General features: G+C 30.8%; 20 protein-coding genes. 8 read left to right on the forward strand and 12 right to left on the reverse strand.

All coding sequences use genetic code 11. The features are described from left to right. Window positions 1-37: 37 nt before the first annotated feature. Window positions 38-2,203 carry a response regulator gene (locus tag ASC41_RS00250; protein ID WP_055434638.1) on the reverse strand — a complete coding sequence of 722 codons (2,166 nt, stop codon included), beginning with the start codon at window positions 2,201-2,203 and terminating at the stop codon, window positions 38-40. Window positions 2,204-2,468: 265 nt separating this feature from the next. Here ASC41_RS00250 and ASC41_RS00255 point away from each other — a divergent pair, with 265 nt between their 5' ends. The 6 genes from ASC41_RS00255 to ASC41_RS00280 all read left to right on the forward strand — a co-directional run bounded on the left by ASC41_RS00255 (window position 2,469) and on the right by ASC41_RS00280 (window position 8,878). Continuing rightward, window positions 2,469-4,715 (forward strand): T9SS type A sorting domain-containing protein, encoded by a 2,247-nt coding sequence (locus ASC41_RS00255; RefSeq protein WP_055434639.1) that lies wholly within the window; start codon window positions 2,469-2,471, stop codon window positions 4,713-4,715. 38 nt (window positions 4,716-4,753) lie between these two features. Next, the gene (locus ASC41_RS00260; protein WP_055434640.1) at window positions 4,754-5,830 is read left to right on the forward strand and encodes an NHL repeat-containing protein; all 1,077 of its coding nucleotides are present in this window, start codon (window positions 4,754-4,756) and stop codon (window positions 5,828-5,830) included. Between the two features lie 435 nt (window positions 5,831-6,265). Next, entirely contained in the window at window positions 6,266-7,249 is a 984-nt protein-coding gene (locus tag ASC41_RS00265; RefSeq protein WP_055434641.1) for an SPFH domain-containing protein, read from the forward strand. Between the two features lie 111 nt (window positions 7,250-7,360). Beyond that, on the forward strand, window positions 7,361-7,819 hold the full coding sequence (locus tag ASC41_RS00270; RefSeq protein WP_055434642.1) for a hypothetical protein: 459 nt from the start codon (window positions 7,361-7,363) through the stop codon (window positions 7,817-7,819). An 87-nt stretch (window positions 7,820-7,906) separates the two neighbouring features. Then, on the forward strand, window positions 7,907-8,242 hold the full coding sequence (locus ASC41_RS00275) for a hypothetical protein (protein ID WP_152971388.1): 336 nt from the start codon (window positions 7,907-7,909) through the stop codon (window positions 8,240-8,242). Between the two features lie 318 nt (window positions 8,243-8,560). Beyond that, the gene (locus ASC41_RS00280) at window positions 8,561-8,878 is read left to right on the forward strand and encodes a hypothetical protein (RefSeq protein ID WP_055434644.1); all 318 of its coding nucleotides are present in this window, start codon (window positions 8,561-8,563) and stop codon (window positions 8,876-8,878) included. A gap of 157 nt (window positions 8,879-9,035) precedes the next feature. On the opposite strand, the gene ASC41_RS00285 is transcribed toward ASC41_RS00280, so the two are convergent. The 4 genes from ASC41_RS00285 to map are packed head-to-tail and all read right to left on the reverse strand — an operon-like array spanning window position 9,036 to window position 11,203. Further along, window positions 9,036-9,404 carry a DUF423 domain-containing protein gene (locus ASC41_RS00285; protein ID WP_055434645.1) on the reverse strand — a complete coding sequence of 123 codons (369 nt, stop codon included), beginning with the start codon at window positions 9,402-9,404 and terminating at the stop codon, window positions 9,036-9,038. Between the two features lie 8 nt (window positions 9,405-9,412). Next, on the reverse strand, window positions 9,413-10,177 hold the full coding sequence (locus ASC41_RS00290; RefSeq protein ID WP_055434646.1) for a class I SAM-dependent methyltransferase: 765 nt from the start codon (window positions 10,175-10,177) through the stop codon (window positions 9,413-9,415). Window positions 10,178-10,183: 6 nt separating this feature from the next. After that, window positions 10,184-10,381 (reverse strand): GldL-related protein, encoded by a 198-nt coding sequence (locus ASC41_RS17310; protein ID WP_055434647.1) that lies wholly within the window; start codon window positions 10,379-10,381, stop codon window positions 10,184-10,186. A gap of 3 nt (window positions 10,382-10,384) precedes the next feature. Beyond that, a complete protein-coding gene (gene map / locus ASC41_RS00300) occupies window positions 10,385-11,203 on the reverse strand; it encodes a type I methionyl aminopeptidase (RefSeq protein WP_055434648.1) in 819 nt (272 codons plus the stop codon). Window positions 11,204-11,324: 121 nt separating this feature from the next. Between map and ASC41_RS00305 the strand changes: the two genes are divergently transcribed. Further along, window positions 11,325-12,596: an acetyl-CoA hydrolase/transferase family protein gene (locus tag ASC41_RS00305; RefSeq protein WP_055434649.1), complete on the forward strand. Its 1,272-nt coding sequence runs from the start codon at window positions 11,325-11,327 to the stop codon at window positions 12,594-12,596. Here ASC41_RS00305 and ASC41_RS00310 read toward each other — a convergent pair. The 5 genes from ASC41_RS00310 to ASC41_RS00330 form a co-directional block, all read right to left on the reverse strand. After that, window positions 12,593-12,994 carry a BT0820 family HAD-type phosphatase gene (locus ASC41_RS00310; RefSeq protein WP_055434650.1) on the reverse strand — a complete coding sequence of 134 codons (402 nt, stop codon included), beginning with the start codon at window positions 12,992-12,994 and terminating at the stop codon, window positions 12,593-12,595. The two genes, ASC41_RS00305 and ASC41_RS00310, sit on opposite strands and share 4 nt — an antisense overlap. Before the next feature lie 78 nt (window positions 12,995-13,072). After that, window positions 13,073-13,387, reverse strand: a complete 315-nt coding sequence (locus ASC41_RS00315; RefSeq protein ID WP_055434651.1) for a hypothetical protein — start codon at window positions 13,385-13,387, stop codon at window positions 13,073-13,075. Window positions 13,388-13,389: 2 nt separating this feature from the next. Further along, window positions 13,390-14,907: a 2,3-bisphosphoglycerate-independent phosphoglycerate mutase gene (gene gpmI, locus ASC41_RS00320; RefSeq protein WP_055434652.1), complete on the reverse strand. Its 1,518-nt coding sequence runs from the start codon at window positions 14,905-14,907 to the stop codon at window positions 13,390-13,392. A 166-nt stretch (window positions 14,908-15,073) separates the two neighbouring features. Then, entirely contained in the window at window positions 15,074-15,802 is a 729-nt protein-coding gene (locus tag ASC41_RS00325) for a M15 family metallopeptidase (protein WP_055434653.1), read from the reverse strand. Continuing rightward, entirely contained in the window at window positions 15,799-16,104 is a 306-nt protein-coding gene (locus ASC41_RS00330) for a GNAT family N-acetyltransferase (RefSeq protein ID WP_083477106.1), read from the reverse strand. Before ASC41_RS00330 ends, ASC41_RS00325 begins: the two co-directional genes overlap by 4 nt. Window positions 16,105-16,306: 202 nt before the next feature. Here ASC41_RS00330 and ASC41_RS00340 point away from each other — a divergent pair, with 202 nt between their 5' ends. Then, a complete protein-coding gene (locus ASC41_RS00340; RefSeq protein ID WP_420835916.1) occupies window positions 16,307-16,750 on the forward strand; it encodes a GNAT family N-acetyltransferase in 444 nt (147 codons plus the stop codon). Here ASC41_RS00340 and ASC41_RS00345 read toward each other — a convergent pair whose 3' ends face one another. Further along, window positions 16,751-17,887, reverse strand: coding sequence for a T9SS type B sorting domain-containing protein (locus ASC41_RS00345; protein ID WP_055434656.1), 1,137 nt, complete (start codon window positions 17,885-17,887; stop codon window positions 16,751-16,753). It lies immediately after the preceding gene. A 9-nt stretch (window positions 17,888-17,896) separates the two neighbouring features. Next, window positions 17,897-19,651, reverse strand: a 1,755-nt coding sequence (locus ASC41_RS16895; RefSeq protein ID WP_420835917.1) for a hypothetical protein, incomplete at its 5' end; no start/stop codon positions are given.

Here is a 19,651-nt window from a genome sequence, read left to right on the forward strand (position 1 = left end):
GCTTTTTTTGTTTTAAGCGAGTTGTATAGTATGTGTTTTAAACGCCATAACGTTCTTTTAATTTGTCAAATAAATAAGTGGTATTTGTAATGCCAACCGCTTCTGCAATTTGTTTTTTAGTAGCAAAAGGATCTTCGGCTCTTAAATTTCGTGCTTTCTCTAAACGGGCTTCTTGTATTAATTGACTCACAGTTTGACCTAGTATACTTTTAACTTTCCTGTTAAGTGTGCTCCTAGAAATTTTCATATACTCAGCAATACCATCTACTGTTAATAGTGGCGAATTTATGTTGCTATTAATATAAGTTGTTATTTTAGTATTAAATTTATCGGCATATGCGTTTAAGTTTTTAACTTCTTCCTGAGTATTGACTTTGTCAAATTCCTTTACATTTTTGTAAAGCGATATTGAGTTTTTAACATTCATTAAAAGTTCTTCTTCTATAAAAGGTTTTTGTAAATAGCCATCAATTCCTAAACGCAGCATGGATAGTTTTCCTTGTTGGTCTGAGCGTGCAGTAAGTACAATAATTGGTGTTTTGTTTTGTTCCTTTTTTAGCTGTTTTACTAAGGCTTCTCCATCTAATACAGGCATCATGTAGTCTGTTAAAATTAAATCGAAACTTTTGGTTTTAATAATATCAAGAGCTTCTTTTCCATTTTCAGCTTCAGTTATAGTGTAATTCTTTAAAACTTTTTTTAAGTAGTCTCTCATTTGCTTATGATCCTCTACTAAAAGTATTGTTTTATTATTGGTTTTTGATGTTGCTTTTAACGAGCTCTCTTTGGTGATTGTATTTAATTTATTGGTATCTATTGGTTTTTCTACTGCTTTATCTGTAATGGTTTCTACATAAGTATTAGGAATAAATATGGTAAAACAAGAACCTTTACCAAAACTACTATCTACATCAATAGAGAATTGATGAGCATCTATAATGCTTTTTGTAAATGCTAAACCTATACCACTGCCTTGACTCTTTGTGATATGGTTCTTTACTTGATAAAAACGTTTAAAGATGCTTTGATTGTCTTCTTTTTGAATACCAATTCCAGTATCTATAACATTAATTTTAAGCCCTTTATTGCTAAAAGAAGTATTAATAGAAACACTTCCGTTTATAGGTGTAAATTTTAAAGCATTGCTAAGTAAGTTTGTAATGGCTTTAGAAAACAACTCTTGATCTATTAAAATAGTTGTTTTTAACGTATTGTTGTTAAATGTAAATGTTATGTTTTTTTTTATGAATAGACTTTGAAAATTAATGAAATGTTTTTCTAAAAAAGAGTGTATTTCAACAGGAGTACTTACAAGTTGAAATTGATTACTTTCCATTTTACTCAAATCCATAATATTATTAATAATATTTTGCATTTGCTGGCATTGCTCTTTAATAATAGAGGTTTTTTGAGTGTTTTCTGTTTCAGATTTGTCAAAATTAAGTTGATTCGTATACCCTTGAATTAGTGTTAAAGGCGTGCGTATTTCATGAGATAAATTTACAAAAAAGTGAGATTTAAACTCATTTAACTCTCGTAATTGAGCTTCTTGTTTTTCTAATATCATTTTATCCGAAATAACTCTGTCCCTTTCTAAAGCTAATAGTCTTTCGCTTTTAATATTACTTTCTTTAAAATAATTAACCAAAAGGTGTACTACTAGAAAAATGCATAAGGTTTCTAAAATAATTAAACGATCTACATATTCTTTCGGATATACAACATAAAAGTAATAAGGAGTTAAAAAGAGTAAAAAGCTAATGAATAATGCAAAATAGGATACGCTTTTTCTTTCAAAAAGAGTAATGACAATAAGTGATAATAGTAAAAAATAATACTCAACATAATGTCCTGGAGAAATAATAAGTGAAGCATAACAATTAACAAGAATAAAAACGCAGATAAAAAAGAAGCGTGCCCATTTAAAATGAAAATTCTTATTAAGTATAATTATAATTGGGAGCGAGGTTAGTATAAAGAAATGAGCATAAAAAAAATTGAGATTAATAAAATCGAACGTAATTATGTTTTTTTTGATAAACTCTAATGCTATACCTACAATAACTTCTAGACTTACAAAAATTAAAACGACAATTATCCAAATGATACAAAAGGTATTTAATAAGCGTATTCTTTTATTAAGATTATTCGAGTAGCTTTTTTTACTACCTAACTTTAGAAGGCTTTCGTATTTTTTTTTCATAATACAATTAAAGATCACACCTAAACAGAATTATAGGTGACAATTAATAAGAGAAAAGCAACCATAATTATAAAATTTAAGTGTGCTTATTTCTGTAAATATATCTTTTTTAATGCATTTAATTTACTCTAAAATCTGTTTTGAACCAAATAGTTCAATTTTGAATCAAATAGTTGTTTTGTGGTTCGAATAGATGTTTTATGAATGATGTTAATACTTGTTTCGTAATAGTTTTGTGGCAAACAAACATATTAAACTATATATTATGAAAACAAGATTATTTTTAATGTTACTAATTGTAACATCTCTAGCATTCTCACAAACATTACCAAGTGGTCATTATGGTAAATTTGAATTTACTGCTGGTAGTTTAGAAAACAATTCTGTAGGCCCAGATTTATCAGGTTCAATAGTAGCAGGTACTGACCGTTTTGGAAACGCTACCAATGCTTTAAATAGTTTAAATATATTAACAGGACATACTTTAGGTGCGGGAACAAGTTATACAGATTCGACATTATCTTTTTGGATAAAGAGTAATGCAACAATTAATGGAGAACGAATTATTCAAATTTATGGGGCTAATGCAACTGGTTTTAGACTATCTATTGATAATGTAAATTTATACCTCAGTGCTAAAGCAATATCAAATAATGGTGCACAAGGCACTATTAATAAAATTGAGAATATTGCTTTAGCAGATAACCAATGGCATAATATAGTATTAAGAACTAGCTCTGCAGGTGGTGGTTATTTTATTGCTTTAGATGTGTTTGTAGATGGTGTTTTTCAAACTAATATTTCAGATGTTATTGATCCTCCTGGAAATAGTTTAGCAACTCAATTTTTAGATGAAGGACAAATGATTGTTAATCCAATCGACACATATACAGGTAGTATAGATGATATTTATTTTTATAAATATGCTTTAACCGATGCAGAGATTACAAGTATTTATAATTATGTACCAACAGAGCAAGGCATTTTTTATGTAGATAAAGATGCTACAGGTAGTAATGATGGAACAAGTTGGGCAGATGCTTATGTAGATTTGCAAAGTGCATTAGCTTCTGTTAATGATGATAACCAAATTTGGATTGCAGAAGGAACATACAAGCCACATGCGTCTAGTCGTAATACTTATTTTGTTGTTTCAAATGAGGACTTAAAAATTTATGGAGGTTTTGCAGGTACAGAAGCTTCAATAAATGATAGAATCCAAGGAGCAAATGAAACTATTCTATCTGGAGATTTACAAGGTAATGATGCTAATGTCTCAGATTATACTTCAAATTATGGAAATGGAACTAGAAATAGCGATAACAGTTACCGTATTGTAAATATTACTTCTGGCGGAGAAAACTTATTATTAGATGGTTTAACCATAAGTGATGCTCATACAAATGTTAATGCAACAACAGTTGGTGGTGCTATATTAAAAAATTCAGGAATAGCTAGTTTTACTCTAAAAAACTGTGTTATTAAAAATAATGTTAGTAGAAATTCTGCTGCTGGTATTTATGCCGATTTTAGTTTGTCAAATTTATCTCAAACAGAAACACCTGCTGTTATTATAGATGGTTGTCAATTTATAAATAATATGTCACGTAATGCTTCAGGTCTATATGTTGTGATTAGAAGTGATACAAAAGTGAATTTTACAGTCTCAAACAGTGTTTTTAGAAATAATATAGCGGGAGATTTAAGTACTTCGGTTACAGGAGAGTCAGGGAGTGCTATGGTGTTGCGCTCTTCTGGAAATAACACATATGGGACATTTAATTTATTTAATAATACAATTGTAAATAATGAAGATACTGGTACTAAAGCTATAATAGACGATAGTTATAGAGCACCAGTAATTATTAGTAGCATTGGAAACTATACTAATACTAATGATAACGCTACGGTATCAAACTCAATATTCTGGAATAATACTGGATTGGGAGATGTTCCTGCTACTGGAGGATTAACAAAAGCGATTACAGATATGAACGGTAACCCTTTTAATTCTTTACATGTATATAATAGTTTAGATCCTTTAAGCTTTGCTGAAAGCAGTATTACAAACGCTGTAAACACTATAAATACAGATCCATTATTTACCAATGTAACAAATAACGATTTTACATTAACAGCAGCATCACCTGCAATTGGTGTAGGAAATAATACCTATGTTTTTGGTGCTCAGGATATTTTAGGTAACCAACGTATTTTTAATAGCACTGTAGATATGGGGGCTTACGAGTTTGGTTCTTTGCCTTTAGGTGTTAATAATTTTAGTTTCTTAGAAAATAAAGTAACGCTATATCCAAATCCAACCACTTCAATTTTAAATATTAAAATGGCTAATAACTTAAAACGAGCCAGCATCTATTCTGTATTAGGAACGAAAGTTTTAGAAACAACCTCAAAAACCATTAAAACATCAAACCTGAGAAACGGCGTGTACTTAATTAAAATAGAAGATCAAGACGGAAGTATTACAACAAAACGATTTATAAAAAGATAAAACAAAAATTTAATAACAGAAATAAAATAAATTAAAAGATGAAAAAAACAAACACATTTAAAACTGTAAAGTTAATAGTATTGGCCTTTTTAGTAACGGCATGTAGTAATGATGATGATGTAGACGAGCAGCCAGTAGTTGCTAGTAATGATATCCTTTTGTCAGGAAATATGAGCACTGTAGAAGATGCCTATTTTGCGAGTGCTACAGATGTTGCAGTAGATCAAAATGGAGATGTTTATGTAACCGATACAAATGAAAGGCTAATTAAGAAAATTTCTGTAGCAGACGGCTCAAATACAGTAACTACAATTGCTGGTAATAACATAGCACAAAGTGTTGATGGTGTGGGTACTGCTGCGTCGTTTTTCAACCCTCAAACCTTAACTTTTAATAAAGATTACACAATATTATATGTAGGTACGTGGAATAAAATAAGAGCTATAGATATGGCAACTATGGAGGTGACCACTATAGCGGGTAGTGGTAATTATGGAGATGCAGATGGAATTGGGGCAAATGCAGATTTTTCATTCCCTAAAGATATTGTTTTAAATAATGCAGGAACTACAATGTACGTGTCTGAACATATTGGAGGAGTTATAACAGCTAAAAGGATTAGAAAAATAGATTTAGCAACACAACAAGTGTCAACAATGTCTTGGAATAACTTACCAGATAGTTTTTCGCCACAACAAATGATTGTAGATGCAAATGATGAAAATTTATACTTAGCGAGCACTAATGTTATTTTAAAAATGAATTTACAAACTAATGATGTTACCATTTTGGTAGGTTCTAGTACCGAAGCAGATACTGTAGATGGTATTGGAGAAGCAGCAAGATTAAGAAGTGTATTTAGTTTAGCATTTAGCAAAAACGAAACCTATTTATATTTTACAAATGGAAGTGGTTCAGGAACAAGAGCGCTTAGAGCTGTAAATATGAGTACAAAAGAAGTAACTACAGTAATTGCTTCAGCCGGTTATAATATTTTAGATGGTGCTCCTGGTACAGCGATGTTTAAAGATCTTAAAGGAATGTCTTTTAATAGTGATGGAAGTAAGTTATATATTTCAGATCAATATAATAATGCTATTAGAGTATTAGAATAGTTAAATTTCTTCAAATATTAAAATCTCGTAAGTATTTAAGTTTACGAGATTTTTTTGTTTTAGACTATATCTAAATTTTTAAGTAATTGGTAATAGCTAAAAAAAAACGACTTTCAAAGCGCTATCAAATCATTAAATGTGCTCGATAAGTATAGCTATTCATTCCAAGGTTTTGTTTTTCTTAATAGCATACTATTCTCGTAGAGCCTTATAAAGTTATAACAAAGTAATTGATAGTTAAACTCCTTTAAATGTTGTCATTAAATAGGTTTCATTAAAAGAATCAAAGCGCTTTTTTAAACGCAAAGAACAAATGATTTAAATGGCTACTTTTTGGTTTAAATAGTTACTAAATGACTTAAATAGACGGTTTTTGAATGCTTTAAAGGTCTGTTTATAAATAGTTTTGCAACGAAATAAAAACAAATAGAACAAATGAAAAAAACAATTTTAGCAGTCTTACTATTAGTTACAACAGTAACAATTGCACAAAACAATTTATTTAGCAACATTTCTACTACAGCAAAATATACAGAGTATTTAACTGCTTATGATGAAAAGGGAGATGGCGTTTATAAAATTACAGACAAGCGTTTTCCTGTTTCATTTCAAACAGAATATCTATCTACTGGAGAAGGGTATAAAATAGAAGTTGTTATTGAAGAAGAAGGCAATAATAAAGGAAATGTACAACACAGGTATAATGCTATTGATAATTACTATTTGGCCTCTGGATACCCATACGAATCTGTATTAAAACATAAATATAAAAAAGATGGATTTGTATCTATAGGTAATTACGTAATCTTACTTGGAGGTATTTCTGATGATAATACATCATACAAGAATATTGAAAAAATTTATGTAAAAAAAGGAGCTGAAATATCTTTAAAACCTGCTGAAAAACTAGAAGAACCACAAAAGAAAAAATTATCTTTTTTTGAAAAAGTAAAGGCAAACCAAAAAAAGAGAGCAAAAGCATTTAAAGGCTTAGTAATAAAAGATTTGGGTAAAACTATTACTAATTATTTAGTTGCTATGAAAGCAAAGCAAGATGCCAGAAAACCTGCACAATTAAAAAGTGATAAAAACATAGTAAGAGCAAGAGATAAAGGCGAAGCAGATATAAAAAAATATAATGATTCTTTAGAAAAAACACCTGAGTATATAAAATTAAGAGCTCACCAAGCATTTATGGAGAGAACTTCAGTAACCATTAATAATGAAACAGGTAGAACTATTTACGTGTCTGTAAAAGGAGATAATAATTTTCAGGCAAAAAAAGTATGGGATGGCGGTTCTACAAGAGTAGATTGTAATGATGATTACGTTTATAATTATACCGATCAAAGGACAGATTCAGGAGTTCTTTGTTATACCGCTAACACTGCGTGCGGTAAAAGTATTACAGTAAAATAATAGTATAAGCTTTAAGCAATAATAAAAAAATTGAATAGTACTTAGCTTATAAAAGTTAATTGCTAACAATCAAATTTAAAATAAATATAAATTAATTTAAAACTAAACAAGATGAAATTAAAAGGATTATTATTAGTATTATTTGTAACTACATTAAGTGTAAATGCACAAGATTATTTCCCTAAAAATGATGCGTTTGATGGAAAATATTATTCATTAAATGAAATGGGCATTTCCGGCCAAGAAACAAAAGAAGTATTTCTAGCAGTTGGCGCACCAGGTACAACAAAAATGATGACACTTAGGCTTACTAAAGGCAGTATGCCAGCATATTTTGTGTTTGATGAAGCTACCTCTAAAAAAGCAAAAATAACCATATTTCGTAACAGAATGAATATGGTTTTTATGTACGATAAAAACAGTTTAGTAATGGTTCGAGAAAAAAAAGCAAGAAATGAAGCTGTAGGAGAAACATTGGTAGACTTTTTTAGTAAAGACAAAGCTAAAGTTGCTACTATGACAAAAGAAAAGGCAATGGAATACGCAATGAAATACGTTGGTGAATTTTAATAATAGAAAAAGTAAAAAAAGCAGATTTAAAAAAACAAACAAAGACTATATGGTAAGTATAGCAAAATAATAATAAATAATTAAATTATGAGAAATTTATTAAAAATCAGTCTATTAGCATTTGTACTTTGTATTTCTATGCAAAGTAACGCACAACTTGGAGGTCTAAAAAAAGCGGAAGCAAAAGTGAAAAAAGCAGATGCAAAGGTTGAAAATGCAGAAAACAAAGTAAATACAGCTGTAGATAATGCAGATAGTAAAGTTAACGATGTTTTAGATAAACCTAAGGCTTTAAAATCAAAATCAAAAGCAAAAGTAAAAGCAAAAAAAGCCAAAATTGAAACCAAAGCTAAAGCTTTAGAGGATAAGAAAAATGCAACAAAATCAAAAGCAAATTCTTTAAAATCAAAAGTTGAATTTTAAAGACAATTAAAAATTTATTGAATTCAAAAAAAATCAATAGAAATTAATTTAGTTTGAATCTCGTGAGCGTAATGTTTACGAGATTTTTTGTTGCATTTTTTTTACTAAAAGGACAGAGAATACTTATCGTTGTTTTTGTTTATAAAAAATATGTAAAAAAGTCTAAATGACTCAAATAGACGTTTTTTTTTAATCAGTTAAATAATTGTTTTACAGTAGTTTTGCATTACGAAAAAGAAGTAAGTACTTTTTTAAGCAAAATTGTTTACGGTTTTATATTCTGTAATTATATATGTCAATAAGTAAAAACAAATCAATATGAAAACAATAATTATCGCGTCAAGTGCATTAGTATTTGCCTCTTTTTCAGAGGTAGAAACAAACCTTGATACTATTGAAAAAACTGAAATAGCTATAGCAGGTAGTTTTTCTTTAGTAAACGATACTAAAGAGAAAGTTAGTATTTATACGGGAACAGATTTTGTGTCTTTAAATAAAGGATCAAAAACAAGTATTTCTTGTAATGTAGGTAAAGAAGTGCGTTGGGCAAATAAAGGAAAAAAGGGAGATGTTATTTTTAAAATAAAAAGCGAAATGTGTGGCGAAACCATTAAGCTTTCAAAAGTAATAGGCTAATAATATAAAAGACGCTATTAATCAATTCTTGAAAAAGGGAAGTCTGTAATTGGCTTCTCTTTTTTTTTTTTTTTTTTTTTTTTCGCTTCCGCGGAAGTACTCACCGCATAATCAACCGTTTTAGTTAATAATATACAGTATCAATATTAATAGTTTATTAGAAAGCATTAATTAATAAAAGCAACCAGCCAATAACTAAAAGTAAACCACCAATTGGAGTTACTGGTCCTAGAAAGCGAAACTTTTTTCCTTTGGCACTAGATAAAATTAAGCCATAAATACTAAAAGAAAATAAAACAATACCTATTGTAAAACACCAATATATGGCAGCAGTTATATTTGGAGCGTAAAATCCTAAAACCAATAATACTATAGCATGATACATTTGATATTGTACGCCAACTTCAAAACTGTTTAATTGTTCTGCAGATAAAATCTTCTTTAAGGCATGTGCACCAAAGGCTCCAAAAATGACTGAAAACATACCAAAAAAGGCACCTGTAGCGATTATAATTTCTTGTGTCATTGTGTTTTTTATTTATAAACTATCGGGATAATTTCTCCTTTAGCTAAACAGTATTTTTCAACGTCTTCTTTTGTAAGTCTTGCGGTGTAATCTTCTTCATTAACCATAAAACCTATGTCTCTAAGCTTACTAAAGTAATCGTAACCATAAACACGCACATGATCGTACTGTCCAAATATTTTAGCGCGTTCTTTTTTGTCTGTTATAGTATCGTCTTCAAACGTTGTTATTCTAGATAAATCTTGAGGAATCTGAAATACGCCATAACCACCAGGTTTCATAACACGAAACAGTTCTTGCATGGCTTTAGTATCATCAGGAATATGCTCTAAAACATGATTACATAAAATAATATCGTAACTATTGTCTTTAAACGGAAGGTTGCATATGTCTGCTTTTACATCTGCAATTGGAGATAGTAAATCTGTAGTTGTATAGTCTAAATTATCTAAGGCTCTAAAACGTTTTAAAAAACATTGTTCTGGTGCAAAATGAAGTACGCTTTTTTCAGCAGAAAAGAAATCGGTTTCATTTTGTAAATACAACCATAATAATCGATGTCTTTCTAAAGATAAAGTAGAAGGAGATAGTACATTTTCACGTTGCGTTTCGTAACCATAAGACAAAAAGCTTTTAAAGCTTTTTCCGTCAATAGGATCAGTGAATTTGTTTCCTTTTAAAAAGAATGCTAAAACTGGTCGAGCAATATAACTTAACCTTATTAATAAAGGTCTAGGAATAATATTTAGAATTATTTTGAAGAGTTTTTTCAACTTAATTTACCAATTTAAAAATTCTTTAAATTTATCAGTCGTAAGAATTTTCAATATTAAAAGTATTCCAAAAATTACTTTTATTAATGTCCCAATAGTTAGTATTTCACCTGCGTATGGCCAATGTTGAATTTTAAATAAAGTACCAATAATGTTGAAAATGAATCCAAAAATAATAAATGCTAATATGTGTTTTACTTTCATAAATTAAAGTACTAAAGCCTTCTGTCTAAATTCATCTTCTTCTGTAGAAGTAATACCTAAAGCTTCATATACATAAGCAAAAGTAGATAGTATCTCAGGTTTTCCGTCTAGTATAGCTACATCATGTTCAAAATGCGCACTAGGCTTACCATCTTGAGTTGTAATAGTCCAACCATCTCTATGTTGTTTAATGCGTTGTGTTCCAAGATTTATCATAGGTTCGATGGCAACAACCATACCTTCAATAAACTTTTTACCACGACCACGTTTACCATAGTTTGGCATTTCTGGATCTTCATGCATAACACGACCTAAACCGTGTCCTACAAGTTCTCTAACAACACCATAACCATGATCTTCGCAATATTTCTGTATGGCATAACCAACATCACCAACACGATTACCAACTTTTAATTCTTTAATACCAACGTATAAAGACTCTTTGGTGACTTGTAATAATTTTTCAGTTTCAGGATCTATTTCACCTACAGCAAAAGTGTAAGCATGATCACCATAAAAACCATTTTTTATAGAACCACAATCTATAGAAATAATATCGCCTTCTACTAAAGGTGTATTATTAGGTATGCCGTGTACAACTTGAGAGTTTGGACTCATGCAAAGTGTATTTGGAAAATCATAAAGACCTAAAAAACCTGGTATTGCACCTTGGTCTCTAATACATTCTTCTGCAATTTTATCTAATTCTAATGTTGTTACGCCCGGTTTAACAGCTTTGGCAACTTCTCCTAATGTTTTAGAAACTACAAGTGCAGCTTCTCTCATTAATTCTATTTCTTCTCTTGTTTTTACTATAATCATAATTCGAAATTATTGGCGCAAAGATACTCAAAATAAAATGCTTTTTTTGTTTTCAAAACATGACTTTTGACAGTTTTTAAGAGTTGTACGGGTAGTATTTTTGTACTCTAAAATTAATAATATGTTTTCTCCAGTTACTGCAGCAGAAGCTGTAAAAGTTGTAAAGTCGAATAATCGAGTATATATTCAAGCAGCAGCGGCAGCTCCTCAATCTTTAATACAAGTATTGTCTGCTAGGCATGAGGAATTAGAGAAAGTAGAAATTTGTCATTTACACACAGAAGGTGCTGCACCTTACGCAAATCCCGAATTTCGAGATAGTTTTCATGTCAATTCTTTTTTCATTGGAAAAAATGTAAGACATACTTTAAAGGCTGGAAATGGATCATATACTCCTGTTTTTTTAAGCGAATTACCCTCGTTGTTTAAACGAAATATAGTTGATTTAGATGTTGCTTTTATTCATGTTTCTGTACCAGATCGCCATGGGTATTGTTCTTTAGGAGTGTCTGTAGAAGCAACATTAGCTGCTATTGAAAATGCAACGACTGTTATAGCTCAGGTTAATAAATTTATGCCTAGAACTCATGGAGCAGGTATTATTCATGTTTCAGAAATTGACATTTTTGTAGAAGATCATCAACCGCTTCCAGGCCACGATGTTGTTGCGCCAAATGCTATTGAAGAGAAAATAGGTGAATATGTTGCTAATTTAATTGAAGATAGAAGCACACTTCAAATGGGAATTGGAAGTATTCCAAATGCAGTGTTAACAAGATTAACTAATCATAAAGATTTAGGATTGCATACCGAAATGTTTTCGGATGGTGTAATAGATTTAATTATTAATAATGTTATAACTGGAAATTATAAAGCTATTAATCGAGGTCGTGCATTGTCAACTTTTTTAATAGGTTCTCAACGTTTGTATGATTATGTAGATGATAATCCTTTTGTAGAAATGCGAGCTTCAAATTATACAAATGATGTGTCGATAATTAAACAAAACCCAAAAATGGTTGCTATAAACTCAGCAATAGAAGTGGATGTAACTGGACAGGTTTGTGCGGACTCTATTGGTGCGAATATGTATTCTGGAGTAGGAGGGCAAATGGATTTTATTAGAGGTGCTTCTTTAAGTAAAGGCGGTAAAGCTATTATTGCATTGCCATCTATTACAAATAAGGGTATTAGTCGAATTGTTCCTACTTTAAAAACAGGTGCCGGAGTTGTTACTACGCGTTCTCATGTACAATATGTAGTAACCGAATATGGTGTTGCAGACTTGTATGGTAAAACAATAAAGCAGCGTGTAAAAGAATTGGTAAATATTGCGCATCCCAATCATAGAGAGGCAATAGATAAATCTTATTTTGAAATGATAGGTGGTTAAAATTTAAACCATCCTTTTTTCTTTTTCTTGTTGGGTTGAGGTGTTTCGTTTGTAAGCATTTGATATATTTCTCCCCAACCAAGTATACCTCCAATATTTCTATCGTCTATAAATAAATCGGCATGAATTTTTCTGCTAGCATTTTCTAAAGTTTCTTCTTCAGGAAAACTTTTATTTATGGCATAAAACTCAATACCGTTGGTTTTACAGTATTCGACTGCCTCATCAAGTTTTTTTCCATGGCGATAGGTCCATAAAATTAAACGGTGTCCATCTGCTTGTAAACGTTTTAAAGTATCGAACGCAAATAAACGCTCGTCTCCAATTCCAGGATAACCATCTTCTACAATAGTACCATCGAAATCTACAGCAATAATAAGTCCTTTAGAAATATTCATTTAAATTTTAATTGATTACAAAAATACGATTTAATAATAAATTGTCACTGTCAGTTTTGTTGGAAGTGCAATTAAAAATTAATCAATAAGTACTACATCGATTACTTTGTTTTTATTAAAATTTACATCTAAATGAAACGGAGTCATATATCCAAATTCAATAAGATAATGAAAGTTAATAGCACTACTATCATTAGGTGTGCCGATAAGTTCTAATACTTCAGATTTACTTTTGCCAATTAATATTTTACTTTCAACTAAATCTGAAGCCATAAGACCTTGCTCTCTTGGACTAGCATTTTCCCATTTTGTAGTTTCAAACTTTTTAGGGCTGTTGCTTGTACAGTTTGAAAAGCTAATTAATAAGAGAATAACTATTATTATCTTTTTCATTATTAGACTAACGATTCCTGCGTCATAACTTTAGGTTTTTCAACACCTATAAGTTTTAATATAGTAGGAGCTAAGTCACCTAAAACACCATTTTTAATTTCTTTTAATTCGTTGTCTATTAAAATTACAGGAACAGGATTTGTAGTATGTGCTGTATTTGGTGATCCATCAGGATTAATCATAGTTTCACAGTTACCATGATCTGCAATAAGCAAAGTGGTGTAACCGTTTTCTAACGCAGTTGTTACAACTTTTTCTACACAAGTATCTACAGCTTCACATGCTTTAATGGCAGCAGACATTGAGCCTGTGTGTCCAACCATATCACCATTTGCAAAGTTTAGGCAAACAAAATCTACTTCGCCTTTTTGTAGTTCTGGTACTAAAGCATCTGTTAATTCAAAAGCACTCATTTCAGGCTTTAAATCGTAAGTTGCTACTTTTGGTGAGTTTTTTAATATGCGAGATTCACCTTTAAAAGGAGCTTCTCTTCCTCCAGAAAAGAAAAAAGTAACGTGAGGATATTTTTCAGTTTCAGCAATTCTAATTTGTGTTTTGTTGTTTTTCTCTAAAACTTCACCTAATGTTTCTGTGATATTGTCTTTATCGAAAATAATATGAATACCTTTAAAAGCATCACCATAATTGGTCATTGTAACGTAGTACAAATTCAATTTATGCATGTTTTGTTCGTGGTGATCGTTTTGATACAGAGCATCGGTTAACTCACGACCTCTATCTGTTCTAAAATTGAAGAAAATAACAACATCGTCTTCTTTTATTGTGGCTAATGGTAGCCCTTCAGTATTCGATTTTATAATTGGTTTTATAAATTCGTCTGTAATATTTGCATCATAATGCTTTTGAATGCTTTCTGTTAAATTATTAGATAATTCACCAGCACCATTAACTAAAGCGTCGTAAGCCAGTTTTACGCGTTCCCAACGGTTATCGCGATCCATTGCGTAATAACGACCAGTTATAGACGCTATTTCTGTATTTTTATTCTGTGTATAGTTTTCTAGGTCTTCTATAAAGCCTTTTCCAGATTTTGGATCTACATCACGACCATCTGTAAATGCATGAATATATGTGTTTTTTACACCAGCACTCTCGGTAGCATCTACTAATGCTTTGATGTGGTTAATATGAGAGTGCACACCGCCATTACTAACCAAACCTAATAAATGAATGTTTTTACCTTCCGCTTTAGCGTAATTAATAGCATCTACTAATACTTTTTCTTGTGCTAAAGTGTTGTTTTCTATTGCTAAATTAATTTTCGCTAAGTCTTGATAAACAATACGTCCAGCGCCTAAATTCATGTGTCCAACTTCACTGTTTCCCATTTGTCCTTCTGGTAAACCAACATGTAAACCGTCTGTTCGTAATTGGGCATTTGGGTATTTAGAATACAGACTATCTATAAAAGGAGTATTGGCATTATCTATAGCAGAAACTTTTGGGTCTGGGCTTTTTCCCCAACCATCAAGTATCATTAGGATGACTTTTTTGTTCATTTTCTTAGAATTTGAATAACAAATATAAAAAGAAAAGTCCCGCTAATGCAGGACTTTATATTATAATTAAACGAAAACGATTGCGTTTAGATTTATAGGTTTCTATTATTTTTTTTGAAAAAATAAATTTTTATACCTGTCTAATCACGCTTTAGAAAGTATATGATTACAATAGGTTTGGATTAATATCTAAAATGTTTTCTGCAGTATATTTAGTAATAAAATCTTTAGTGAAGTTTTCGCTACCTAAAAGTTTATCATTTTTAAGAATATTAGCAATATCTAATTTTTTGTAGTCTTTTAAATATTGAGAAGATAGTGGCTTGTAGCTGTAATGCCAAGGTTCATATTTGAAGCCTTTTCTGTTGGGGAAATCAGTATAAACTAAATGGAAACCATAATCTTTTGCATGTATATCCATCCATTCTTTTAATTTGCAAAAAGCACCATTATTATGAAAATTACTTTCCAGTAATAAGCCTCTTGGTTGTTTTACATTGGTTTGATAAATATCGATGTCTGTTCCCCAATGATGACGAGAAGTTCCAGGAATGGTTGAGTATTCTATTATTTTTTTAATGTTTTCTGTAGTGGAAAGACCGTTAGATTTATTGCTATTGAATTTGCGTTCCCAAATACGTTTTTGATGTGAGAAACTTCTGTAACTAGAAACGGCTCCTATTTTTATATTGCTTTTTAGAGCTTCGGCTTGCATCTTTTTAAAAGAAATATAAGCGGCTTCTCTTAACTTGTAACCATCACCAAATAATTCAGGTTTACCTTTACCTATTAATTCTTCTTGGGATATAGTAGTTTGAGCATGACTAAATTGAAAAAAAGAGATAAGAATTATTGTAATTAATATTGTCTGTTTTATAACTGTTTTTCTATTCATAATTTTTTGTGCATTAAGTAATGATCGCCTACGGTTGGTACATCGAAAACATTACCAATGGTTTCGAACCCATTATTTTTGTAGAAATTTAAAGCAATTACTCTAGCATTAAACCATAAACGTTCAATTTCTTTTTCTTTCAAAAAATGGACTCCGTGAGTTAATAACTGCTTTCCAAAATGGAAACCTTGGTACTCTTCTAGAACGGCCATCGCTCTTAATCTATATTGTTTAGATTCTTTAAAAGAAGGAGATTGATCTAATAGAAAAGAGCATACTCCAACTATTTTTTTTGGTAATATAGACCAAAGTGAAAGGAACTATTTAGATTGTCTTCAGGGAATGTGCAAGTTTCAATTGGTTTACCTTTTCGTAATACGATATGTCTTATCGGTATTGTTTCTAAGCCATTTATTTGCTTAATTTCAATTTCTGAGTTATTTATAGCTTCGACCTTTTTAGACATGAAATGTTGTAGTTTTATATTTTCAAATTTAACTAAATTTGTCAAAAATTCATGCCACGCCTTTCAGTTTTAAAATTATTGATAAAAAAGATATAAATACTATTATTCCGTTAATACAAAAATTAACAAATAATAAAAATTCAGATGCTGTTTTAAAAGAGCGATTTGCAGAAATGGTTGAGCAAAATTACGAATGTGCTGGTATTTACGATGAAGAAAAGCTAATTGGCGTTTGTGGTATGTGGTTTCAAACTAGACATTATTCTGGTAAATCTATGGAAGTAGATCATGTTTATATTGAAACTAATTATCAAGGTAAAGGTTTAGGTAAAAACTTCTTTAAATGGCTGTATGATTATGCTAAATCTAAAGGTTGTAATACATCTGAATTAAACACTTACGTCCAAAATTACCCTTCTCATAAGTTTTATTATAATGAAGGATATGAGATTTTTGGATACCACTTTTATAAAACTTTATAATTAGTAATTAATATATATCCAGCCAGAGTAACTTTTGTTTTCTTCTGCTAATTCTAATACATAAAAATAAGTGCCTACAGGTAGCTTGTTACCTTTTGTTCCAACTACTTTTTTGTTAGCAACACCATTGAAAGTGTTTTTGTAATTTTCGACATCGTAAACTACTCTTCCCCAACGGTTAAATATTTTTAGGTTGTTATTAAAAAGTTCTACACCTTCTATTATAAAAACGTCGTTTAAGCCATCATTATTAGGACTAATTCCGTTGTAAACTGTTAAACCATCGCTGCCTATTAAAGCTCCAAAAGTTATAATTTCAAAATCATTTGGAATAAATTCAAACGAGCTAATTGTTCCGTTATTTAAATCGCCAGAAATATCTGTGTTTCCTAAGTCTAGCCATCTTTGTTCAGTTTTGCTCCAACCAACAACTCTTAGATTTAAAAGGTCTTCTACTAAGTTAATGATTTGGCTTTCCTGGTCCCAAGTAAGTGTAACTAATGTTTTATTCTCTCCATTAAAATCCCAAAACTCCTGCGTGCTAATTATATTTATTATGCCTTGAGAATTATTTGTGTTGAAACTTTCTGCAAAAGTAGAAGGGAAGTTTGGGTCTTCGTTAAAATAAGCGGCTTTAAATTTTGAGATTCCTGGTTGAAATGGAATTAGTAAAGGTCTTAATTTGTTGTCTTGCCCAATAGGGAAGGTAAACGATTGATCACTAGTTATAGAAGCATAGCCGTCAACATTTCTTAAGTCGTCTTCTAGAGTAAATATTGCATCATTTAAATAGTCTAAAGAAATATCAGGATTAGTTCTAGGTGTTATAATATCTCCTTCTAAGTAGTCTAGGGCATTTGTAACTTCTGTATTTACTTCTAAAAATAAATGATTACCAACTAAAACTTCAATATTATTAAATCTCGGTGTTTCTGTACCAGATATCGTTAGAGAATTATCTATGTTATAGAATCCTGCTAAGCCTAAATTTTGGTTAAAGGTTCCATCGTTTTCTAAATCGATATGGAATCCCATTTGACCTTGATCATGGATTTGTACATTACCAAAGTTGTGAAAAGATTGTTGAGCTATGCTTACTTGAATAATAAATAGAGCTATGTATTTTATTTTTTTCATATTTCTATATTATTTGTAAGCTGTAAATATTACTAATAAAGCTTCATTATTAATATCTGTTGGTTGTACGTCTGCTAATGGATTTGTGCTATTACTTGTAATTGTTCCATTGGTGTAATTAACAGAAATAGTGAAGCCGTCTGTTGTAAATGCATCAAAAGCACCTTCAATTTTACCTAAACTACTACCGTTTTGATCTCCATATCTTACTCCAATACAGTTAGAGCTACTTGCATATCTAGATATATCGTTAATTGAGTTTCCGTGACCACCTGTGTACATTACTTGTTGGGCTAAGGTGCCTCCAATGTTTCTTACAAAACCATTCATTGTACCATGTGAGTTGTTAATACCTCTATCATTATCACCAGTTCCATTGTCGCTATCAATATTTAAGCTCTCTACATTTGCATTGGCAACAAAAGTAACTTGTGAGGGTTGGAAAGGTATTCCTGATATAGTTGTTGTTCCTTCTGCTGAAATGATAAAAGTTCCAGTGTAGACTGTTGGTCCTAAATAAGCACCTCCATTTGTACCAACTTCTAATTGATTGCCTGTTTCTGAAGCCACAACTTGTGCTTTGTGCTCAACACCTTTTTCGTCTTTGTATGTTATTTCTCCTGTTGCAGCAGGATTTGAAGCTGTAGTAGTGTCATCTTGCTTGAAAGTAGTAACAGTTTCTGTGATATTTGTAGAAGTTCCACTTGCGCTAAGATGAGTTGCGATTGTATTTCCTGTAGTTACAACTGGTGTTACTTCAGAGTCTATGTGTGTTAAAGGAATATTTAACGTTCCATTAGAATCTGTTATTGAAAGATTTGTACCATCTGAAGCAAATGCGGTATTTACTTCGTTAGATGCATCTGTATCTTCATCAGCAGTAATATGATCTGCTATTGCAGTTTCATTGTTTGTAATTGCTGTGTTTTGAGTTGCTTGCTCCGTTTCTAAAGCATCAATATCATCAGCATTCTCTGTGATTTGAGTTTGAATAGCAGTATCATCAAAAGGAGTTACACTTAAATTGATGTTATTGTTCGCGTCTGTAGTTACGTTTACAGAACTGTCTGAAGAAGCTACTGTTTGAATTTCGTTAGTTGCATCTGTATCTTCATCAGCAGTAATATGATCTGCTATTGCAGTTTCATTATTTGTAATTGTTGTGTTTTGAGTTGCTTGCTCCGTTTCTAAAGCATCAATATCATCAGCATTCTCTGTGATTTGAGTTTGAATAGCAGTATCATCAAAAGGAGTTACACTTAAATTGATGTTATTGTTCGCGTCTGTAGTTACGTTTACAGAACTGTCTGAAGAAGCTACTGTTTGAATTTCGTTAGTTGCATCTGTATCTTCATCAGCAGTAATATGATCTGCTATTGCAGTTTCATTGTTTGTAATTGCTGTATTTTGAGTTGCTTGCTCAGTTTCTAGAGCAGCGATGTCTGTTGTGTTAGTTGTAATATTCGTTGTATTACCAGCTATCGCAGTATTTTGAGTTGTTTGTTCTGTTTCTAAAGCATCAATATCATCAGCATTCTCTGTAATTTGTGTTTGAATAGCAGTATCATCAAAAGGAGTTACGCTTAAATTGATGTTATTGTTAGCGTCTGTAGTTACGTTTACAGAACTGTCTGAAGAAGCTACTGTTTGAATTTCGTTAGTTGCGTCTGTATCTTCATCAGCAGTAATATGATCTGCTATTGCAGTTTCATTATTTGTTATTGCTGTGTTTTGTGTTGCTTGCTCCGTTTCTAAAGCAGCGAT

This window comes from Lacinutrix algicola (assembly GCF_001418085.1).
Classification (GTDB): domain Bacteria; phylum Bacteroidota; class Bacteroidia; order Flavobacteriales; family Flavobacteriaceae; genus Lacinutrix; species Lacinutrix algicola.